Source organism: Eubacterium sp. AM05-23 (assembly GCF_003477535.1).
In the GTDB taxonomy this organism is placed as follows: Bacteria; Bacillota; Clostridia; order Eubacteriales; family Eubacteriaceae; genus Eubacterium; species Eubacterium maltosivorans.
The window spans coordinates 159,330-179,396 of the sequence record NZ_QUDF01000002.1; the positions used below are offsets into that span (position 1 = coordinate 159,330).

At 45.5% G+C, this 20,067-nt stretch carries 18 protein-coding genes, 1 other RNA gene and 1 riboswitch; of the genes, 17 read left to right on the forward strand and 2 right to left on the reverse strand.

Annotation, left to right across the window (positions count from 1 at the left end; genetic code table 11):
• The first annotated feature begins 65 nt into the window (after nucleotides 1–65).
• The 17 genes from ssrS (at nucleotide 66) to DW091_RS03055 (ending at nucleotide 18,332) form a co-directional block, all read left to right on the forward strand.
• Nucleotides 66–244, forward strand: a non-coding RNA gene (gene ssrS, locus DW091_RS02980) — 6S RNA.
• Between the two features lie 103 nt (nucleotides 245–347).
• Entirely contained in the window at nucleotides 348–959 is a 612-nt protein-coding gene (gene ruvA, locus DW091_RS02985; protein ID WP_074616611.1) for a Holliday junction branch migration protein RuvA, read from the forward strand.
• A gap of 9 nt (nucleotides 960–968) precedes the next feature.
• Complete coding sequence (gene ruvB, locus DW091_RS02990; RefSeq protein WP_058695478.1) at nucleotides 969–2,006, forward strand: Holliday junction branch migration DNA helicase RuvB; 1,038 nt, start codon at nucleotides 969–971, stop codon at nucleotides 2,004–2,006.
• Between the two features lie 2 nt (nucleotides 2,007–2,008).
• Nucleotides 2,009–3,043, forward strand: a complete 1,035-nt coding sequence (gene queA / locus DW091_RS02995) for a tRNA preQ1(34) S-adenosylmethionine ribosyltransferase-isomerase QueA (RefSeq protein WP_199678127.1) — start codon at nucleotides 2,009–2,011, stop codon at nucleotides 3,041–3,043.
• A gap of 12 nt (nucleotides 3,044–3,055) precedes the next feature.
• Nucleotides 3,056–4,165, forward strand: coding sequence for a tRNA guanosine(34) transglycosylase Tgt (gene tgt / locus DW091_RS03000; RefSeq protein WP_058695476.1), 1,110 nt, complete (start codon nucleotides 3,056–3,058; stop codon nucleotides 4,163–4,165).
• 19 nt (nucleotides 4,166–4,184) lie between these two features.
• Nucleotides 4,185–4,631: a preprotein translocase subunit YajC gene (yajC, locus tag DW091_RS03005; protein WP_058695475.1), complete on the forward strand. Its 447-nt coding sequence runs from the start codon at nucleotides 4,185–4,187 to the stop codon at nucleotides 4,629–4,631.
• 26 nt (nucleotides 4,632–4,657) lie between these two features.
• Nucleotides 4,658–4,798 (forward strand): six-cysteine ranthipeptide SCIFF, encoded by a 141-nt coding sequence (gene scfA / locus DW091_RS03010; RefSeq protein WP_013381915.1) that lies wholly within the window; start codon nucleotides 4,658–4,660, stop codon nucleotides 4,796–4,798.
• 89 nt (nucleotides 4,799–4,887) lie between these two features.
• Nucleotides 4,888–6,237 (forward strand): thioether cross-link-forming SCIFF peptide maturase, encoded by a 1,350-nt coding sequence (gene scfB / locus DW091_RS03015; protein ID WP_118517366.1) that lies wholly within the window; start codon nucleotides 4,888–4,890, stop codon nucleotides 6,235–6,237.
• Between the two features lie 231 nt (nucleotides 6,238–6,468).
• Nucleotides 6,469–6,633, forward strand: coding sequence for a hypothetical protein (locus tag DW091_RS20000; RefSeq protein ID WP_158577813.1), 165 nt, complete (start codon nucleotides 6,469–6,471; stop codon nucleotides 6,631–6,633).
• Between the two features lie 463 nt (nucleotides 6,634–7,096).
• Nucleotides 7,097–7,630, forward strand: coding sequence for a ribosome-associated translation inhibitor RaiA (gene raiA / locus DW091_RS03020; RefSeq protein WP_013381912.1), 534 nt, complete (start codon nucleotides 7,097–7,099; stop codon nucleotides 7,628–7,630).
• Between the two features lie 148 nt (nucleotides 7,631–7,778).
• Nucleotides 7,779–9,494, forward strand: coding sequence for a DUF5317 family protein (locus tag DW091_RS03025; RefSeq protein WP_096918966.1), 1,716 nt, complete (start codon nucleotides 7,779–7,781; stop codon nucleotides 9,492–9,494).
• Between the two features lie 147 nt (nucleotides 9,495–9,641).
• Nucleotides 9,642–12,197, forward strand: coding sequence for a preprotein translocase subunit SecA (gene secA, locus DW091_RS03030; RefSeq protein ID WP_058695472.1), 2,556 nt, complete (start codon nucleotides 9,642–9,644; stop codon nucleotides 12,195–12,197).
• An 18-nt stretch (nucleotides 12,198–12,215) separates the two neighbouring features.
• Nucleotides 12,216–13,317 (forward strand): peptide chain release factor 2 gene (gene prfB, locus DW091_RS03035; RefSeq protein ID WP_224168730.1). Its coding sequence is split into 2 segments (ribosomal slippage): nucleotides 12,216–12,290 and nucleotides 12,292–13,317, totalling 1,101 coding nucleotides; the frame shifts between segments, so codons are not numbered across the junction.
• Nucleotides 13,318–13,503: 186 nt separating this feature from the next.
• Nucleotides 13,504–13,607, forward strand: a riboswitch (SAM riboswitch).
• A 61-nt stretch (nucleotides 13,608–13,668) separates the two neighbouring features.
• Entirely contained in the window at nucleotides 13,669–14,829 is a 1,161-nt protein-coding gene (locus DW091_RS03040) for a homocysteine biosynthesis protein (protein ID WP_118517367.1), read from the forward strand.
• Nucleotides 14,829–15,230, forward strand: coding sequence for an NIL domain-containing protein (locus DW091_RS03045; protein WP_118517368.1), 402 nt, complete (start codon nucleotides 14,829–14,831; stop codon nucleotides 15,228–15,230). The genes DW091_RS03040 and DW091_RS03045 overlap by 1 nt, the downstream gene beginning before the upstream one ends.
• Before the next feature lie 2 nt (nucleotides 15,231–15,232).
• A complete protein-coding gene (locus DW091_RS03050; RefSeq protein WP_118517369.1) occupies nucleotides 15,233–15,946 on the forward strand; it encodes a UPF0280 family protein in 714 nt (237 codons plus the stop codon).
• 10 nt (nucleotides 15,947–15,956) lie between these two features.
• Complete coding sequence (locus DW091_RS03055) at nucleotides 15,957–18,332, forward strand: homocysteine S-methyltransferase family protein (protein ID WP_118517370.1); 2,376 nt, start codon at nucleotides 15,957–15,959, stop codon at nucleotides 18,330–18,332.
• 322 nt (nucleotides 18,333–18,654) lie between these two features.
• Here the strand turns inward: DW091_RS03055 and DW091_RS03060 are convergent, their stop codons facing one another.
• Nucleotides 18,655–19,026, reverse strand: coding sequence for a helix-turn-helix domain-containing protein (locus DW091_RS03060; RefSeq protein ID WP_013381903.1), 372 nt, complete (start codon nucleotides 19,024–19,026; stop codon nucleotides 18,655–18,657).
• 140 nt (nucleotides 19,027–19,166) lie between these two features.
• Nucleotides 19,167–19,967, reverse strand: a complete 801-nt coding sequence (locus DW091_RS03065) for a hypothetical protein (protein WP_058695467.1) — start codon at nucleotides 19,965–19,967, stop codon at nucleotides 19,167–19,169.
• Nucleotides 19,968–20,067 lie beyond the last annotated feature (100 nt).

The following is a 20,067-nucleotide window of genomic DNA, read 5'->3' on the forward strand; positions in this document are numbered from 1 at the left end:
CTTTTTTAGCAATCCCTTAACAAAAATTTATCCTTTTCAATTCTAATAATTACAGATATAATGAAATCATCCTGAGATGTTCGTTACAACCTTATTTTTGAACCTACACTTATTTATAGGGAGTCCGGATGTTCTCTATGCAATGTTAAGCCTCCTTTGAGTGGAAAACAGACCCTTAGAGACAGGGCACCCACCTAGCATCCGCTAGGCGTCAAAAATGGTGGACGGCATATTCGGGATTTAGCACCTTCGGGTGCTTTTTTCATGTTCTGAACGAATAAAGGTTCTTGAATTCACAGGGCTGAATTGATACAATTAACCAATACGAAAAAAACAGGAGGCTTGACGTGTTTGAATATATAAAAGGCAATTATGAAGAGCAGGCGTCAGACTACATCGTTGTAGACCATCAGGGGATGGGGTACCGGATCAATGTTTCCGCAAACACGATGTCTGAGCTTCCCAAATTACACAAGGAAGTAAAGGTCTATATCCATCCGGCGTTTAAGGAAGATGATGTAACGCTCTACGGCTTTTCATCAAAAGAGGAGCGTGAGATATTCAGAACCATTATCACCATTTCCGGTATCGGGCCAAAAGCAGCGATGGGGCTGCTGTCACAGTTTACCAGGGACGAGCTGATTCGCTACATTGTCAATGAGGACGCCAAAGCGATTGCGCGCGCGCCGGGAATCGGGCAAAAGACAGCCAATCGAATTATTCTGGAGCTTAAGGACAAATATAAGAATTTTGCTTTTGCGGATTCGGCAGAGCCGGGCGCCATCGAAAATCTCAGAGAGGCAGACAATCTCTTTAACGAAGCAGTTAACGGGCTGCTGGGATTAGGCTATGGCTATGCTGAAGCATCAGATCTGGTTGAAAAAATTATACAGCCGGGAATGAGCATTGAGGATATTCTGAAGAATGCGCTGATGTCCGCAAATCCTCTTGGACGGTAGGTGAATAAAATGAAGGATCGTATAGTGACAAGCGGTTTTACCGAAACCGATATTGATATTGAGAGAAGCCTGAGGCCGCAGCGCCTGGAGGACTATATTGGACAGGACCGCGTTAAACGCCAGATGACCATCTTTATTCAGGCAGCCCAGAAGCGCGGTGAGCCGCTGGACCATGTTCTCCTTTATGGACCGCCAGGGCTTGGAAAGACCACTTTAGCCAATATTATTGCCCAGGAAATGGGAACGAATATAAAGACGACCTCTGGACCGGCCATTGAAAAGCCTGGAGATCTGGCCGCCATTTTAACCAGCCTTAAGGAGGGAGACGTCCTGTTTATCGACGAAATCCACAGGCTGCAGCGAAGTGTGGAGGAGGTGCTGTACCCGGCAATGGAAGACTTTGTTCTGGATATCATCCTTGGCAAGGGACCGAGCGCAAAATCCATTCGTCTGGATCTGCCCAAATTTACGTTGGTCGGCGCCACGACACGGGCTGGCCTGCTGACGGCGCCGCTGCGGGACCGTTTTGGTGTGGTTCAGCGGCTGGAGCTTTACAACCAGAGCGAGCTGGCAACTATTATCAGCCGGTCGGCGGAGATATTGTCTGTCAATCTGGATGAAAAGGGCGCGGAGGAGCTGTCGGTGCGTTCACGCGGAACGCCGCGTATTGCCAACCGTTTATTGAAAAGGGTGCGCGATTTTGCCGAAATCGAGGGAAAAGGCATTATTGATCTGGAGACAGCCAGAACAGCTTTAGAACTCTTTGAAGTGGATGCCAAAGGATTAGATGAAATTGACAGGATTATGCTGACGACCATCGTTGAAAAATTTGACGGCGGTCCTGTAGGGATCGACACACTGGCGGCTGCCATCGGCGAGGAGCGAAATACCATCGAAGAGGTTTATGAGCCTTACCTGATTCAGCTCGGTTATCTGGCCAGAACGCCAAGGGGACGCGTGATCACATCAGGCGGCTATAGGCATCTGGGCCTTGAACCGGCAGCCATGCAGGAACAGGTGAAATTGGATTTAGAAATAGAGGAATAAATTTGGAAACACTAACGACAAAGGATTTTTATTATGACCTGCCGGAAGAGCTTATTGCCCAGACGCCGGAAAAGAAAAGGGACGCGTCGAGGCTGATGGTGCTCAACCGTATGGAGGGAACCGTCCAGGACCGTCATTTTCACGATATTATTGATTATTTAACCGAGGGTGACCTGCTGGTTATGAATAATACAAAAGTACTTCCAGCGCGGATTTTTGGCAAAAAAGAGGAAACCGGGGGCAAGGTTGAGCTGCTGCTGCTCAAACGGCTGGATGATAAAACCTGGGAAACCATGGTAAAGCCGGGAAAGAAAGCAATGCCTGGCACACGTCTGGTCTTTGGAGATAAGCTCAGGGGTGAGATTAAGGATAAGGTAGAGGGCGGTCTCAGAACCATTGAATTTGAATATGACGGCATTTTTGAGGAGATTATCGGGGAGCTGGGTACCATGCCTCTGCCGCCATATATTCATGAGGTTTTAGAAGACCAGGATCGGTATCAGACGGTTTACGCCAAGTATACGGGTTCTGCCGCTGCCCCGACCGCCGGTCTGCATTTTACGGAGGAGCTGCTTAATGCGCTCCGCCAAAAGGGCGTCAGAACTGCTGAGGTTACACTGCATGTGGGCATCGGAACCTTTCGTCCGGTAAAATGTGATAATATACTGGATCATCACATGCATGAGGAAACCTATCAGGTGCCCGAAGAAACCGCAAAGCTCATCGAGGAAACCCGGAAAAAGGGTGGCAGAGTGATTGCTGTTGGCACGACGTCTGTCAGAACGCTGGAGAGCGCTGCCGCCCGCTTTGATGGTGAGGTTCAGGCGTGCGAGGGATCCACGGATATTTTTATCTATCCCGGCTACAAATGGCAGGTGGTTGATGCGCTGATCACGAATTTTCATCTGCCTGAGTCTACATTGCTGATGTTGGTCTCATCTTTTTATAATCGTGAAGCTGTTCTGGAGGCTTATCAGCACGCTATTGACGCGCGTTACCGTTTTTTCAGCTTTGGTGACGCCATGTTTATTTATTAGGAGAAAAACTGAATGTTCAGATACGAATTAATCAAAGAAGATAAGCATACCGGGGCGCGCCTTGGTAAAATTCACACCAACCATGGTGTTATCAACACACCGATTTTTATGCCGGTTGGGACACAGGCGACGGTTAAGTCCATGACCAGTGAGGATTTGAAGGAGATGGATGCCAATATTATTCTCGGTAATACCTACCACCTTTACCTGCGGCCTGGACAGGAAATTATGGAGAAGGCGGGAGGGCTTCATAAATTTATGAACTGGGACCGGCCAATCCTCACAGACAGCGGTGGATTCCAGGTTTTTTCCTTAAATGATTTAAGAAAAATTACAGAAGAAGGTGTGGAGTTTTGTTCACATTTAGATGGCTCCCGTCACTTTATGTCTCCGGAAAAATCCATCGATATGCAGAATACGATCGGCGCTGATATTATCATGTGTTTTGATGAGTGTGCTCCAGCAGATGCGGATTACGAGTACACCAAAAAATCCATGGAAATGACGACGCGCTGGGCGAAGCGTTGTAAAGACGCTCATAAGCGCCCAGATGATCAGGCACTTTTTGGCATCGTGCAGGGAGGTATGTATGAGGACCTCCGGGCAGAGAGCGTGAGAGGGCTGACTGAAATTGATTTTCCGGGCTATTCTATCGGCGGTTTGAGCGTTGGGGAGTCCAAAGATACCATGTACCGGATTCTGGACGCGACGGTCCCGCTTCTGCCGAAAGACAAGCCCCGTTACCTTATGGGGGTCGGCTCGGTGGATGCACTTTTAGAAGGCGTAATACGTGGTGTGGATATGTTTGACTGTGTGCTCCAGACCCGTATCGCGCGCAACGGAACAGCCATGACCAGCCAGGGAAAGGTGGTCGTGCGCAATGCGACCTATAAGGAAGATTTTACGCCCTTAGATCCAGAATGCGATTGTTTCGTTTGTCGAAATTATACAAGAGCTTACTTACGTCATTTGGTAAAATGCAATGAAATTTTGGGTGCAAGGTTATTGACATATCACAATTTATACTTTACACTTAAGCTTATGGAAAAAGTACGGAATGCTATTATGGAAGACAGCCTTTTAGCATTCAAGGAAAGTTTTTTTCAAAAATACGGAATATAATATTAAGGAGAATTAAAAAATGCAAGGTGGTTTAATGACATTTCTCCCGCTGATCCTGCTCGTTGTTTTCTTTTATTTCTTTATTATGCGTCCACAGAACAAGCAGAAAAAAGAAATACAGGCCATGCGGGACAACATGAAGCCAGGGGATGAAATTTTGACAATTGGTGGTTTTTATGGGATAATTTATGCAATCGATGATGAAAACATCGTCCTCGAGATGCTTCCGGATTTCCATAAGGCAATGATCGTTAAAAGTGCTGTTTCAAAGGTAATCAAACGTGAAGAAACGGAAGATGATACCGAGGAAGAAACAACCGAATCTGTTTCAGAACCTGAAACCATTGAAGAAGAATCCCAGGAAACTCAGGATTACAATGACAGCCCCGTAGAGGACGCTGAATTTGAAGATGTGACAGATGAAAATGTCGAAGTCGGCGAAGAAGTCGACGAAGACAAAAAATAAAAACTGCATAAAGGAGCGTGAATGAGATGAAACACATCACAATCGTTAAAAAAGGTACTCTAGCGGATGTTAAAAACAAAGGCTGCGGTGAATGCCAGACTTCCTGCCAGTCTGCATGCAAAACTTCCTGCACAGTAGGAAACCAGCAGTGTAAACAATCTAAATAATAATGAGTTTGCGAAAAAGCAGTAACAGTGTTTACTGCTTTTTCTTTGCATAAAATTTGTAGAAAAGAAAGATAAGAAAGAAGATAATCATGATACATAAGTTTTATTTGAATGGTCTCTATATTGTTTTGGATGTCAATAGCGGCACCGTACTGACAGTGGATGAGATGACCTATGAGGTTCTGGACCATTATAAGAAAATAAGCCGGGACCAGATCGTTGAAAAGCTGAAGCATAAATATCCAGAGGAGGATCTGCTGGAGGTTATTCTGGAGCTTGAAATGCTCGAAGAACAGAAGATGCTTTTTACTGAAAGCGACTATGACCCGAATGTCTACAAAAACCACGATCTGGTCAAAGCCCTCTGTCTCCATGTCGCCCATGACTGCAATCTGAAATGCAACTACTGCTTTGCTTCTCAGGGAGATTTTAACGGCGAAAAGCTGTTGATGCCCCTGGAAGTCGGAAAGAAAGCCATTGATTTTATTGTCGAACAGTCAAAAGACCGCCAGAACCTGGAAGTCGATTTCTTTGGCGGGGAGCCGCTCATGAATTTTGATGTGGTTAAAGAGCTGGTGGACTATGCCAGAAGCAGGGAAGAAAGCCATCACAAGAAATTTAAATTTACAATCACAACCAACGGTGTGCTTTTAGACGACGAAAATATGGCTTATATCGACGAAAATATGGATAATGTAGTTTTAAGCCTTGATGGAAGAAAATGCGTGAATGACAATATGCGGAGAACCGTCAATGATAAGGGCTCCTTCGATATTATTATTGATAAAATTAAGAAAATGGCAGCTATGCGCGAGGGTAAGAAGGACTACTATGTCCGCGGTACCTATACCAAGCATAATCTGGACTTCGGTGAGGATGTGAATTTTTTGGCTGAGGAAGGCTTTAAGAGCATTTCTGTAGAGCCTGTCGTTGCAGAGGAGGAACACGATTATGCGATTTTGAGAGAAGATGTAGACCAGATTCTGGCAGAGTACGATAAGCTGGCTCTGGATTATCTGAACCGCCATGAAAAAGGCTTAGATTACAATTTTTTCCATTTCAATATTGACCTGAGCAATGGCCCGTGTGTCTATAAACGCCTGTCAGGCTGCGGCGCCGGCCGCGACTATGTCGCGGTAACACCTGAAGGCGATATTTACCCCTGCCATCAGTTTGTGGGCAATGAGGAATTTAAGATGGGAACAGTGGATGAAGGCATCCAGTATCCTGAAATCAAGGACGAATTCGGCAAAGCGAATCTCCTGCAAAAAGAAAAATGCCAAAACTGCTGGTGTAAGTATTTCTGCGGCGGAGGCTGCCACGCAAACGCCTATAATTTCAACCACACAGTGATGGAACCCTATGATGTTGCCTGCGAGATTGAACGCCGCCGGGTAGAAAACGCCATTATGATCAACATTCTGGAAGGAAATGTCTGACAATAAAATAGTTGAGTAACAAAAAACCTCCATTCCATTTAATGGAGGTTTTTTTATGAAGCAAGATAATATTGATGGAGAAAACTTAAGAATTCTATTTTTGAAAGCGTTAAACACTTGAAAAATAATCGGGGATGGATATAATGTGTTTCGTAAATAGGAATTGCCAATTCAATCGCTGTGGAAAAGCAGACGAAATACGAGCGAAAGCTGAAAGGAGATAATCAGATGTTGTACCGAACTGTAGTTGACCACACCATGCCTGGTATGGGAAATGATAGCGAAGCCGATGTTCGCTTGAAAATTGCGAGCACCATGATTGATCGTGATTATCCGGTTGCAGAGATAGCGAAGATCACAGGTCTGTCCATCGATGACGTTGAAGAACTGAAGTAAAAATTTAGATAGGTTATTAAAACAGGTGCAACTTAAGCGTGCCTGTTTCTTTATTTTTTGGACGCTTGACAGTCCTTAAAGGTTTCTTTATAATGAAGTGGTCCCGTGTCTGTGGTTGAAAGTCGATGCCAGTCGCAGGCGAAGCGATCCACGTAAGGCTTTCTAAAAGCGGAAAGCTGATCATAGTGCGGCCTAGATGTAAGACCAGCCGGCGTAAAGCCGAGAGGAGGAGTTGTGATATAAACCTTGAGCTAAACTTCCAGCTGGCGAGTGTGGGGGAAAAAACCAGGTCAGACGGGAAAACAGGGAGACCTTTGGCCTCCCTGTTACATTATTGTAACAATTTGTATGTGCATTTTCGTGTGAGTTATGGTATAATATTGCCATCACCAGTACAGGATGGCGATTTTTGTTAATCGTTTTAATGTGCTGGTACAGTGACCTTTTGAAAGGAGTTATCATTATGAAATTCACAATTTACGGAAAAAACATGCATGTATCAGAAGGTTTAAAAGAAGCACTCAGGAAAAAGTTCGAAAAGTTTGATCGCTACTTTGGGCAGGAGACAGAAGTGTATGCGACATTCAGCAAGGAAAAAAATTTCCAGATGCTGGAAATAACCATACCGATGGGTAAAACAATTTTACGAGCCGAAGAAAAAAGCGAAGATATGGCTGGTTCCATTGAAGCTGTCGTCGACAAGCTGGAAGGCCAGTTAAGAAAACATAAAACAAAACTGCAAAAACGTTACGCTGAAGAAGCATTGAAATATAACCTGGACGGTCTTGAACCAATGGAAGATTACGAAGAGCATCCGCCAAAGGTCGTGCGCACAAAGAAATTTGCCGTTAAGCCGATGTCAGTCGATGAAGCAACCATGCAGATGGAGCTTTTAGGACATGATTTCTTTGTATTTTTAAATGCGGAAACCGAGGATGTTAACGTTGTTTACATGAGAAAAGACGGAAACTATGGTCTGATCGAGCCGATTTTCTAGTAAAATAACCCTTGACACCCGTTAAGAAGTAGTATTTAACGGGTGTTTTTGTTTGACATAATAAATCTTTTGATTTAAAATAGACGTAATATAATGTCATTAGAATACGTGTTTACTTTTCAGAATAAATACAGAGGGTAGGGAAGTTATGTTTGTACTAATAGCAATTATACTAGGACTAATCATTGGCTTTATCAGAGGCGGAAGCTTTAAAGGCTTCAAAGCGAAGAAAATCTCCTTGCTGCCTTTGGGAATTATCGGAATTATTTTGCAGTTTGGACTCCATCTGTATTATTATACTGGCGGTATCGAAGCGGTTGATGCGTTCTTACCAGTGGTCAATTTTATCAGCTACATTTTGATTTTGGTCATGCTGGTCTTTAATCTGGATGATTTCTGGACCATTATGATGGCGGTTGGAATCACGGCGAATTTTATTGTCACTTTTATCAACGGCGGCAAGATGCCTGTGGCGTCAAAAATTGTTGAGTCGCTTCCAGCGACATCAGCGTTCGCTACGAGTATTAACGAAGGAACAAATGCGGTATATGCGGTTATGCAGCAGAGCGGACTCTGGGTGCTGGGGATTAATGTTCCCATCCCGTTTGTCGGCGGTTTTATGCAGTATATCGGCAGTATCGGCGGTTTCAGTATTGGCAGCGCAGTTGTATTTATAGGCCTTATCGGCTGGATTCAGTACGCGATGAACCGTGCTCCCGCAGATTCCGTTTTTAACAAAGACGAACCGATTGGTGAAGAAGACTATATTTTGCCGCCGGATGAAGATGACGAGGATGATTTCTTTGATGATTACGATGATGAAAACGACGATTACTACCCGGAAGAAGATTTTGAGGAAGATCCAATTGAAAACCTCGAAGGCTCTTTTGAGAGTATGACCGATGTTATTCCAAAGCTGACACCAGAGGCCATCGCTGAAATTCAGAATAATGGCGACGGAAGCATGGGGAAATCAATCCTGGACGAGTATGATCCGAGTCAGGATACAAAGGTATTCACAGCGATTAAGGATATCGGAACCTATGAGCCCGCAGAGGCGAAAGAAGATTTTTCAGAGGAAGATACGGGACCGGTTTCCGGTTTCTTTACCCAATCATTTTATGCTGAAAAGGAAAAGGGCAAGCTGGCCTTTGAAAAGGAACAGGAAGAAATTAAAACTGAAGAAAAACCGGAGGAAAAAATCCCTGAACAGCGCGTTGTTATCCAGGAGCCAGTGATCAATATCGAGCCGGTTCCCCAGCCGCAGCCAGTGGTTGTAGAGGAAAAGACGCCGTTTGTTGTTGAGGACGATAAAATTGTCAGTAATCCGGAGTATGGAGCAACTATGATTAATACAGAAAAAGAAGAACGCACAGAAGATGATATGCTCAGCATCTGGCAGCAGGTTAATCAGGAACAGGAACGTATCCGTGCCCGTAAACGCCGCCGCACCAGATATGTCGATGTAAAGGAACCCTTTAAGGCGGAACGTGAAAAGGTCGCGGCAGAAAAGGCTGTGGCGCGCGCCGCGGCTGTCGCCAAGGCTCAGGCAGTAACAGAAGCCCAGCCTGTTCACCGTCAGATTACACCAGAAGAGCTTCAGGCCCAGACCATTGCGGCCCAGCAGGCGGCTGCAGCAGTTCAAAAGCCGGCTGAACCGGTCATTACACCACCGATCGAAGAACCGACGGCGCCTGTTAATGCGGCGGCCGTTCCCCAGCAGACAGCCGTTCACAACAGCAGCGTTGAAGTGAAGGCGAGCTCATCAGATCCGGATGAAGAACGCGAAAGAGCCGGATATGAACGCGTCAAGCTGAACGTTGATGGCAAGGACGTTGTATTCTGGCGTAAGAAAAAAGATTAAAATAATCAAGACGAAGGGATTGAAGTTAAAAAATTTCAATCCCTTTTAAGTTTTTTTGGTATAATGGATAAAATATGTTATACTGTTCTGTAAGTGTGCTTAATATCGAATTAAATAATTTTTATATAACTGTAAGGAGTGAATACTTTGGGGTTTTTAGATGGAATATTTGATGTCAATAAAAAAGAGATCAAAAGATTGCAAAAAAAAGTAGATAAAATCCTGGCGTTGGATGATCAATACAGCGCCATGTCAGATGAAGAATTGAAAAATCAGACCGCTTTATTAAAGGAGCGTCTGGCAAACGGGGAGACCCTGGACGATATCCTGGTCGACGCTTTTGCCACGGTTCGTGAAGCGGCTTACCGTTCAATTGGAATGAAGCATTTCCCAGTCCAGCTGCTTGGCGGTATGGTCCTCCATGAAGGAAACATCGCGGAAATGAAAACGGGTGAAGGGAAAACCCTTGTATCCACTTTGCCGGCTTATCTGAACGCCCTTGAGGGAAAAGGCGTTTATATTGTAACTGTCAACGACTATCTGGCCAAACGTGACAGCGAGTGGATGGGGAAGGTGCATGAGTTTTTAGGCTTAAAAGTCGGACTAGTTGTCCATGGTCTGAGCTTTGATGAAAAAATTGAGGCTTACAATGCGGACATCACCTACGGGACCAATAATGAGTTTGGCTTTGACTACCTGCGTGACAATATGGCCTCACAGAAAGCGCAGCAGGTACAGCGTGTTCTCAATTACGCCATTATCGATGAAGTTGACTCCGTTCTTATTGACGAAGCCAGAACGCCATTGATTATTTCAGGCAGCGGTGACAAAAGCACCAAGCTGTATGAACAGGCGGATATGTTTGTCAAGCGCCTCAAGGAAGACACTTGGGACGGAGATGAAAAGGACGACGACCGCCCCATTGATGAAAAGGGCGACTACACCAAGGATGAAAAGGCAAAATCCGTTATGCTGACAGAAAAAGGTGTGGAAAAGGCTGAAAAATATTTTGGACTGGATAACCTGGCTGACGTGGACAATATGGAAATTTCCCACAATATCAATCAGGCACTGCACGCCAATGCCCTGATGTTTAAGGACCGCGATTATGTCGTCAAGGATGGCGAAATCATTATTGTCGATGAGTTTACAGGCCGTTTGATGCCGGGCCGCCGTTACTCCAATGGTCTGCACCAGGCCATTGAAGCCAAAGAACACGTAAAGGTTAATCGTGAATCTAAAACATTGGCGACCATTACTTTCCAGAACTATTTCCGAATGTTTAACAAGCTTTCCGGGATGACCGGTACGGCAAAGACTGAGGAAGAAGAATTCAACACCATTTATAATCTGAACGTTGTGACGATCCCGACCAATAAGCCAATGGTTCGTAACGATATGAACGACCTCGTCTACAAAAGTGAAGAGGGAAAATTCAAAGCGGTAGCCGAAGAGGTTAAGCAGCGCCATGCCACCGGGCAGCCGATTCTGATCGGGACAATTTCGATTGAAAAGTCAGAACTTTTAAGTAAATATCTTAAAAGAGAAGGCATTAAGCACAATGTTCTGAACGCAAAATATCTGGAACGTGAAGCCGAGATTGTCTCTAATGCCGGTCAGATGGACGCCGTCACCATTTCCACCAATATGGCGGGCCGTGGTACGGATATCGTCCTTGGAGAAGGGGTTCAGGAGCTGGGCGGGCTCCATATTATCGGTACAGAGCGCCACGAGAGCCGCCGTATTGACAATCAGCTGCGAGGACGTTCCGGCCGTCAGGGCGACCCGGGTTCCTCTCAGTTTTTCGTTTCACTGGAAGATGACCTGATGCGTATTTTTGGTTCTGAAAAAATTCAGAGCATGGTTGAAAGCATTGGTCTTGATGAGGATACGCCCATCGAAAATAAAATGCTGACCAGGGGGATTGAAAGCGCGCAGAAGCGTGTGGAAGCCCGCAACTTTGATATCCGTAAAAATGTTCTCCAGTATGATAATGTCATGAACCGCCAGAGAGAAATCATCTACGACCAGCGCCAGCAGGTTATCGACGGACAGAACATGCATGAGCAGATCTGGAAAATGACCGAGGATATGGTTGACAGCTATGTGGAAATGTACACCAACGGCGGCGACTATTACGATGACTGGGATCTTGAAGGTCTGAACAATTACTTTGAAAAGACGCTGGTGGCTGAAGGGGCAACCTTGAATCTGCCAAAAGAGCCAGAAAGCCGGGATGCGCTCAAAGAAGCGATTCTTCAGTATTGCCGGAATAACTACGAAGAAAAAGAAAAGACATTGGGCGATGCTAACATGCAGGAGCTTGAGCGCGCAATTCTTTTAAGAAGCGTCGACGCAGCGTGGATGGAACACATCGACAATATGGAACAGCTGAAACAGGGGATCGGCCTGCGCGCTTATGGACAGAACGACCCGGTTAAGGAATATACCAAAGAAGGTTTTGCCATGTTCGAGGATATGATTTTGAGAATCCAGGAGGACACAGTAAAATACCTTTATAATATTAAAATCCAGAGGGCGCCCCAACAACAGCGGAACGTCAATATGGATGATGTTAAAACCAACGAAAGTGAAATTGAAGGCCGGCCCACAGCAGCCAGAAATAAGAAGGTTGGCCGGAATGATCCCTGCCCGTGCGGCAGTGGTAAAAAGTATAAAAAGTGCTGTGGCGCAAATTTATAAAAGTAAGGATGTGATGTCGTGATTGATCTCTATGAATGCAGACAGAGTGTCAATGAAAAGGAAAAAGAACTGACGGATTTGAGGGATTCACTTTGACTTACCAGCCGTCAGCGAAAGAATAGAAGTACTGAACGCCCAGACCGAATCGCCAGATTTCTGGAGCGATCAGCAAAAGGCCCAAAAAGTTTTAAAAGAGCTGAAAATCCTACGCCAGAAAAAAGGCGAATACGATAAGCTCAAGGATAATCTTGACGATATTCTTGTCATGTTCGAGCTGGTCGATGAGGGAGAAGAAATGGACGAGCTTCCAGATACCATTGAGGCTTTTGGGAAAGAGCTTGAGAAATTCAAGCTGGAAACCCTTCTGTCCGGTGAGTATGACAGCAATAACGCCATTATCTCACTGCACCCGGGGGCCGGCGGGACCGAGTCCCAGGACTGGGCGGAAATGCTGCTCAGAATGTATACCCGCTGGGCAGAGCGTAAGGGCTTTAAGGTTAAATCGCTCGATTTACAGCCCGGTGACGTTGCCGGTATCAAAAGCGCGACACTTCTTATCGAGGGCATTAACGCCTATGGCTATCTGAAAACAGAGAGAGGCGTCCACCGTCTGGTCCGTATCTCACCCTTTGACTCTTCAGGGCGCCGCCACACCTCTTTCGCGTCTCTGGATGTTACACCAGAGGTCGACGACAGTGTGGAAATTGAAATTAACCCGGATGATATCCGTGTGGATACTTACCGCGCAAGCGGTGCGGGCGGTCAGCACGTCAATAAAACCTCGTCGGCGATCCGGATCACTCATATCCCGACCGGTGTTGTTGTGCAGTGCCAGAATGAGCGTTCCCAGCACCAGAATAAAGAAGTGGCGATGAACATGCTCAAGGGTAAGTTGGTTGAAATCATGGAGCAGGAGCAGAAAGAAAAGCTGGATGATGTCGTAGGCGATTATAGCCAGATTGCCTGGGGATCGCAGATTCGTTCTTACGTGTTTCACCCTTATAATATGGTTAAGGATCACCGCACCAATGTGGAAGTCGGCAATATTCAGTCGGTTATGGATGGTGATTTAGACCAGTTTATGAATGCCTATCTCCAGCAGACCGCTGCACAGCAGTAAAACAACATATGGATAAAATGGAATAAAAAAAGAAATAAAATGCTATATATTGCGGTATACGCCGAAACGGCGTATACCTGTATTTGTTTAAAAGGCTGTTTAAATACTGAAAAATGAATTGTAAATCGTGATTGCATTTAAATTTGTTTTTTGCTATACTAGTATACAGCGTACAATTGAATAATCGAATTATCAAGAGTGGTAGAGGGAACTGGCCCCATGAAGCCCGGCAACCTGCGAAAGTGTGGTGCCAAATCCAGCATTTCTTTTCATGAAATGAAAGATAATCTAAAGCAGACTCATTTTCATTTGGTGAAAATGAGTTTTTTTATAGAAAGAGAAGGAGTAAATATGGCAAAAACCTATCAGGAAATTAATGAGAAAATCGCCAGAGGCGAGGCCGTCATTGTCACAGCCGAAGAAGTTATTGATATTGTTAAGGAACGCGGAACAAAAGAAGCGGCAGAGTATGTGGATGTCGTCACGACAGCTACCTTTGGGCCAATGTGCTCGTCCGGAGCCTTTTTGAATTTCGGCCACGCTGATCCGCCAATCCGTATGGCAGAGATTGAGCTGAACAACGTTGAAGCTTACGGCGGGCTCGCGGCTGTTGATACCTACATTGGAGCGACACAGCCATCCTCAGATAAAGGCGCAGAATATGGCGGCGCGCATGTTATCTGTGATTTGATTGACGGCAAAGAAGTACATCTCCACGCCACCTCGCCGGGGACAGACTGTTATCCGAGAAAGGAAATTGACACCTGGGTAGGGCTGCAGGATATGAACGAAGCTTATCTATATAATCCGAGAAACTGTTATCAGAATTATAATGCGGCCATCAATACCTCAAAGAAACGTATTTACACATATATGGGGATCTTACACCCCAATATGGGAAATATCACCTACAGCACGGCCGGAGCGCTCAGCCCGTTATTAAACGATCCGATGTATAAAACCATTGGCATGGGCACGCGCATTTTCCTGGCCGGTACTCAGGGGTATGTCTCGTGGATGGGCACTCAGTTTAATTCAGGCTGTGCCCGAGATGAAAAAGGCTATCCGCTCGGCGGAGCCGGAACGCTGGCCGTCATGGGTGAAATGCGTGAGATGAGCACAAAATACATCCAGCCGGCAGTCTTTGAACGCTATGGGGTATCCATGTTTGTGGGGATCGGGATTCCAATTCCAATTTTAGATGAAGAAATGATGGCCTTTGTCTCAGTAACCGACGCAGAGCTCCATACAAATATCATGGACTACAGCGATAAGGACCGTCCGGTTATTAAAAAGGTCAGCTATGCGGAGCTGCGCAGCGGGTCTGTCGAAATTGACGGTAAAAAAATCCGGACCTCGCCGCTCTCCAGCCTCACAAAAGCAAGAGCTATTGCGAATGAGCTGACAGGATGGATAAAAAAAGGCGCGTTTTTCCTTCAGGAACCTGTCATGAAATTCCCGGCTGGCAACACGCTTAACAGTCTGAAAATAAAAGAAGGGGGCAGCAAATAATGGTAAAGAAAATTGTTCTAAACTTCCCAAAAGAAGCAACCGGCAAACCGATCGCAAGCCAACTGATTCGGGATTACGATTTACAGCTGAACATTTTAAAGGCCTTTGTCGATGATGACGTGAACGGTACCCTGCTTTTTGAAGTTTCTGGCTCAGAAGATAACATTGAGAAAGGGATCACCTTTATTAAAAAGAGCGGCGTTGACGTTAAGGATGTCGTTTCTGTCATTGAGGTAGATAAGGAGCGCTGTGTGGACTGTGGCGCCTGTACCGCAGCCTGTGTCGTCGGCGCTTTGGAAATGGATGAGAACTGGATCCTGACCTACCATCCGGAAAAATGTCTGGAGTGCGCACTCTGTATTAAAGCCTGCCCGGTCCGCGCAATCCATACCCTTATTTGACAATGTATGAAAAGCGTGTTTATCGGGATAAAATGCAGGCCGACGGCCTGGTCTATTACCGCGTTGTGGAATATGAAACAGATCTTCTGATTGCGTCTGAGACAGACCAGACTGATCTGATGCGGCGTCAGGTGCATGAAACCCGTAAAATACTGGAGAATTATGGAGAGGCCGTTCCGGAATTTTTCACTGCGCTTGAACCTATACCTGTTTTGCAGCGTGATCCGACAATGATCAAACGCATGAAAACAGCCGCTGCCACCGTAGGCGTCGGCCCGATGGCGGCTGTGGCGGGAGCTGTCTCCGCCAGTGTCGGAGGGGCACTTTTAAAACAGAGCAAAGAAGTCATCATCGAAAACGGCGGCGATTTGTTTATAAAGACAGATAAAATTCGGCGCGTCGCCATTGAAGCGGGCCGTTCTGCTTTTAAAGATCTGGCATTAAAAATAAAACCGGCGGCTCATCCTATAGGAATCTGTACCTCCTCAGGCACCGTTGGACATTCTCTCAGCTTTGGAAGGGCAGATGCCGCCACTGTCATCAGTGAGGATGTCTATCTGGCTGACGCTGCGGCCACAGCTCTTGGAAACCGGGTCAGGACACATGAAGATATGGCCGGCGCCATTGAGTGGATTAAAGGTATCGCCGGTATTAAAGGGGTTCTGATCATTGTCGATAACCGGATGGGCGTGTGGGGAGAAATTGAACTGGACTAAAGTGAGGACTATGAAATTTACAGAAGCATTAAAAACAAAACGACTTTACCTTGACGGTGCCATGGGCAGCCTGCTTCAGGAAAAGCTTCAAAATATCGGCCCTGTGCCGGAGGCTCTGACGTTAACACACCCTGAGATCATTCAGGATATCTACAGAGCCTATATTGAAGCAGGGTCCGATATTATCACGACCTGCACCTTCGGAGCAAACGGCTATAAGCTGAAGGATACGGCGTATGATCAGAAAGAGATCATTACAGCGGCAGTGAAGCTGGCGAAAGAACTGAAGCCTGGCTATGTCGCCCTGGATATCGGTCCTCTGGGCGCTTTGATCGGTTCGCTTGGGGAGATCAGCTTTGACGAAGCTTATCATTATTTTGCGCAGATGGTCGAAATCGGGGCCGAGGCAGGGGCAGATGTGCTGCTGATCGAAACTGTGACCGATATCTATGAAATGAAGGCGGCTGTTCTGGCCGCGAAAGAGCACAGTGATCTGCCGGTAATCGCTTCAATGACCTTTGAGGAAAACGGACGTACGCTCACAGGCTCCGACCCTTTGACGGTGGTAACCATACTTGAGGCATTAGGAGTAGACGCCATCGGGATTAACTGCTCTACTGGTCCTGATAAAATGATGCCGGTCATCCAGACGCTGCTCAAGTACGCGTCGGTTCCTGTGGTTATTCAGCCCAATGCGGGCCTTCCCCGGGTGGCAGATGGAAAAACCTTCTATGATATAACGTCGGACGAATTTGCCGCTTATATGGCGGAAATTGCGCAAAAAGGAGCGTCTGTGCTGGGCGGGTGCTGTGGAACCACCCCGGAATACATCCAAAAAACCATCGAGGCTACAAAGGACTCACCGTTGCCCGATTTCAGTGTTTTATCCCCCGAGCAGCAACTGACACTGGTGGCAACAGGGACCAGAACCGTTGCGCTTGGGCAGGATATCCACATTATCGGAGAATGTATTAATCCAACGACAAACGCGGCGTTAAAGGAAGAACTGCGCCGGGGAGAGCTTTCTTTGGTTAAAAAACTGGCGATGGAACAGAAAAAAGAAGGAGCCCATGTCCTGGATATCAATCTCGGTCTGCCAGATATTGACGAAAAGGAAATGATGCTGAGAGCTGTCGAGACTGTCAGCAATCTGGTCGATCTGCCGCTGCAGATTGATTCTTCAGATCCTGAGGTCATCGAGGCAGTGCTGCGGCAGTATAATGGAAAGCCGATTATTAACTCTGTAAATGGGGAACAAGGTTCAATGGAGCGGATATTGCCCATTGCCCGAAAATATGGCGCCTGCGTTCTCGGACTGACCATGGATGAAAAGGGAATTCCCGAAAAAGCTGAGGAACGTCTTGCCATTGGGAGAGGGATCGTTCATAAAGCAGAGTCTATGGGAATCCCCAAAAAAAATCTGCTCCTTGACTGCCTGGTTCTAACCGCGTCGGCCCAGCAGGAAATGGTGAAGGAAACCATCAAATCGCTGGAGCTGATTCATTCAGAGCTGCAGCTTCCAACTGTGCTGGGAGTCAGCAATATTTCTTTTGGACTGCCAAACCGTGAGCTGATGAACCGCACCTTCCTGACCATGGCCTTTACCGCCGGCCTGAATACTCCGATCATGAACCCTTCTGATCAGGGAATGATGGATGCTGTCGCTTCATTCAGAGGGCTTTGGGGCTATGATGAAAGCTGTATCCAATATGTCACAAAATATAACAGTAAAGCGTCAGCGCCGTTAAAAAAAGATGAGTGTGAAGTGCTGCCTGATCTCAAGACAATGGTCGTTGAGGGCATGAAGGAGGAGGCCGCCGAGGCAACGGAAGCGCTATTGAAGACGCTGGATCCGATGACCGTGGTTAACGACTATCTGATACCCGGGCTTGATGTTGTGGGCGAGGCGTTCGAGACAGGGGAGGCCTTTTTGCCCAACCTTATTTTCGCCGCCGAGGCCGTGCAGAAATCCTTTGAGATCATCAAAAGCCATCTCAGTGCTGAGCAGCAGATCACAAAAGGGCGGATTGTATTGGCGACCGTTTCAGGAGATGTCCATGATATCGGGAAAAATATCCTGAAGGTTATCCTGGAAAATTATGGATATGAAATACTGGATCTCGGTAAGGACGTCGAGACGGCAAGGATTCTTGAGACCGTCAAAAAAGAAAAGATCCGGCTGGTCGGCCTGAGCGCTCTGATGACAACAACCGTTAAAAATATGGCAGCGACAGTGAGCTTTCTCCATGAACACTGTCCCGAAACGGCTGTGATGGTGGGCGGCGCTGTGCTCAACGCTGAATATGCGGCCGATATCGGAGCAGACTATTACGGCAAGGATGCAAAAGCCGGCGTTAACATTGCCCAGAGTATTTTTGAGAAATAGATTTGTAAAGATTGTAACAATTCGGGATTAAAATGATACAAGCGATTTCATTATGTTTACTTAATTCATAAAATTTTTAGCTTCATGGTTGTAGGCTTGATACATGTGTCGGGTATAATAGCATTAAGTTAAAAATCAGAGAAAGACAGGTGACCGTAATGAAATATGACAAATTGTTGGGTATCGGAATGATTAGCTTCTTAGGCATATTTATTTCGTTACTGGTATAAATGAATATAAAAAACCCCGCTGTGTTCACAGCGGGGTTTTTAATTAACCTTTTACTGATGACCTGGAAAGTGAGAGGTTCCCAAGCTTTGAATTATTGTTGTTTAAAACGAATATAGTCTAAAACTTCCTTTTTCAAGTCGTCTGGGAAAGAAAAATAAGCTGCAAAAGCTTCGGTTTCTTCTTCAGAGAAAACATAAGAGCTTAAAAATTCTTCACCGCTCATTGGTTTTGGATTGCTTGGCAATAATTTTTGCTGGGATGTTCTACATAATAAATAATCAACAGATACATCAAAAAAGTCAGCGATTTTAATTAATAATTGATTTTCTGGCAAATTTTTATCTTTTTCATATTTAGAAATTGAACTTTTATTAAGATAAAAAATATTTGCGAATTTCTCCTGAGTTAGATTTTTAGACAGTCTTAAAGCCTTAAGACGTGAACCAAATGTATTATTCTCCATTTTTCCACCTTCTCTAATAAATATGTTAGTTTTTGACGCAGCGATCATAACCAGTTTATTCAAGTATATATGTTTGTTGCATTTTTGTCAAGTCAAAAAGGAATTATGCCAAACCATTGGGATTTTACATTTATTCTTTTTTATACCGAGCCAAAAAGCATCCTCTGATTGGCGATAATCTGAAGCAATTCATTGTATTTAGCGGCTTCCAGAGGGGTGTTGACCGGGTCGACAGTCACCGGAGCCAATGTCTGTTTTTGCATTGTTTCCTTTGTCAGCGACGCAAAATACTGCTTCATCAGCACATTTGAGGATTTAAGATTATTGTCTTTGTATTCATCATAAACTACCTGAGTGATGGCGTCATTATCAAAGGTTATCGAAAGCTTGCCTTTGTATCCCAAGGCATCCTCAGCCGGACTTTCGGCCGTATAGGTCCAGATAAAATCATTGATAACCTTAGGTGTGGTATCACCGGTTTTACAGTCGTCAAAGACAGAAGCAGCCAGGCTTTTAAAGTTTTCGGTGGTCTGAGTTGCACCGGTAACCGAGTCAACTGAAGGGTTTTGCTTTTCAATAAAACTTGTGTAAAGTTTTGAATAAATGGCGCTCAGACTCAGGTCTGTTTCAGTCCAGCCATCTTTGGGGGAAGGGACAGACAGGCGGTTAGTCCCCTGAGCGTTGGTTTCCTCATAAGTGACCTTTGTGATAATGCCTTTGTGCACGGAGGCAGTTATTTTTTGGCCATAGCCTCTGGGATCATAATACTTGGACGTGGCGGTATAGGTGCCGTCAATCAGTGCTTCAGACTTTTCTGAATCGAGAATTTCTCCGGTAATACTGTTATTGACAAGTTCCTTTTTACTGCATCCTGAAAGCAGAAGCAGACATGCAAAAATAAGAATCAGGGTACAAATCATATTTTGTTTAATTCGTTGCATGCAGGTCTCCTTTCATCTTAATTCTTTATACCATTATAGAGTAAATATAAACAAAAGAAAAGAGAAAGAATGAAACTCCTTCTCTTTTGTTAAGGTTTAT

What these genes read in the sequence shown, in the direction of transcription:
- ruvB (WP_058695478.1), top strand. Translation starts at nt 969, where the DNA reads ATGAAGGATCGTATAGTGACAAGCGGTTTTACCGAAACCGATATTGAT.
- tgt (WP_058695476.1), top strand. Translation starts at nt 3,056, where the DNA reads ATGTTCAGATACGAATTAATCAAAGAAGATAAGCATACCGGGGCGCGC.
- yajC (WP_058695475.1), top strand. Translation starts at nt 4,185, where the DNA reads ATGCAAGGTGGTTTAATGACATTTCTCCCGCTGATCCTGCTCGTTGTT.
- scfA (WP_013381915.1), top strand. Translation starts at nt 4,658, where the DNA reads ATGAAACACATCACAATCGTTAAAAAAGGTACTCTAGCGGATGTTAAA.
- scfB (WP_118517366.1), top strand. Translation starts at nt 4,888, where the DNA reads ATGATACATAAGTTTTATTTGAATGGTCTCTATATTGTTTTGGATGTC.
- raiA (WP_013381912.1), top strand. Translation starts at nt 7,097, where the DNA reads ATGAAATTCACAATTTACGGAAAAAACATGCATGTATCAGAAGGTTTA.
- DW091_RS03025 (WP_096918966.1), top strand. Translation starts at nt 7,779, where the DNA reads ATGTTTGTACTAATAGCAATTATACTAGGACTAATCATTGGCTTTATC.
- DW091_RS03040 (WP_118517367.1), top strand. Translation starts at nt 13,669, where the DNA reads ATGGCAAAAACCTATCAGGAAATTAATGAGAAAATCGCCAGAGGCGAG.
- DW091_RS03045 (WP_118517368.1), top strand. Translation starts at nt 14,829, where the DNA reads ATGGTAAAGAAAATTGTTCTAAACTTCCCAAAAGAAGCAACCGGCAAA.
- DW091_RS03050 (WP_118517369.1), top strand. Translation starts at nt 15,233, where the DNA reads ATGTATGAAAAGCGTGTTTATCGGGATAAAATGCAGGCCGACGGCCTG.
- DW091_RS03055 (WP_118517370.1), top strand. Translation starts at nt 15,957, where the DNA reads ATGAAATTTACAGAAGCATTAAAAACAAAACGACTTTACCTTGACGGT.
- DW091_RS03060 (WP_013381903.1), bottom strand. Translation starts at nt 19,026, where the DNA reads ATGGAGAATAATACATTTGGTTCACGTCTTAAGGCTTTAAGACTGTCT.
- DW091_RS03065 (WP_058695467.1), bottom strand. Translation starts at nt 19,967, where the DNA reads ATGCAACGAATTAAACAAAATATGATTTGTACCCTGATTCTTATTTTT.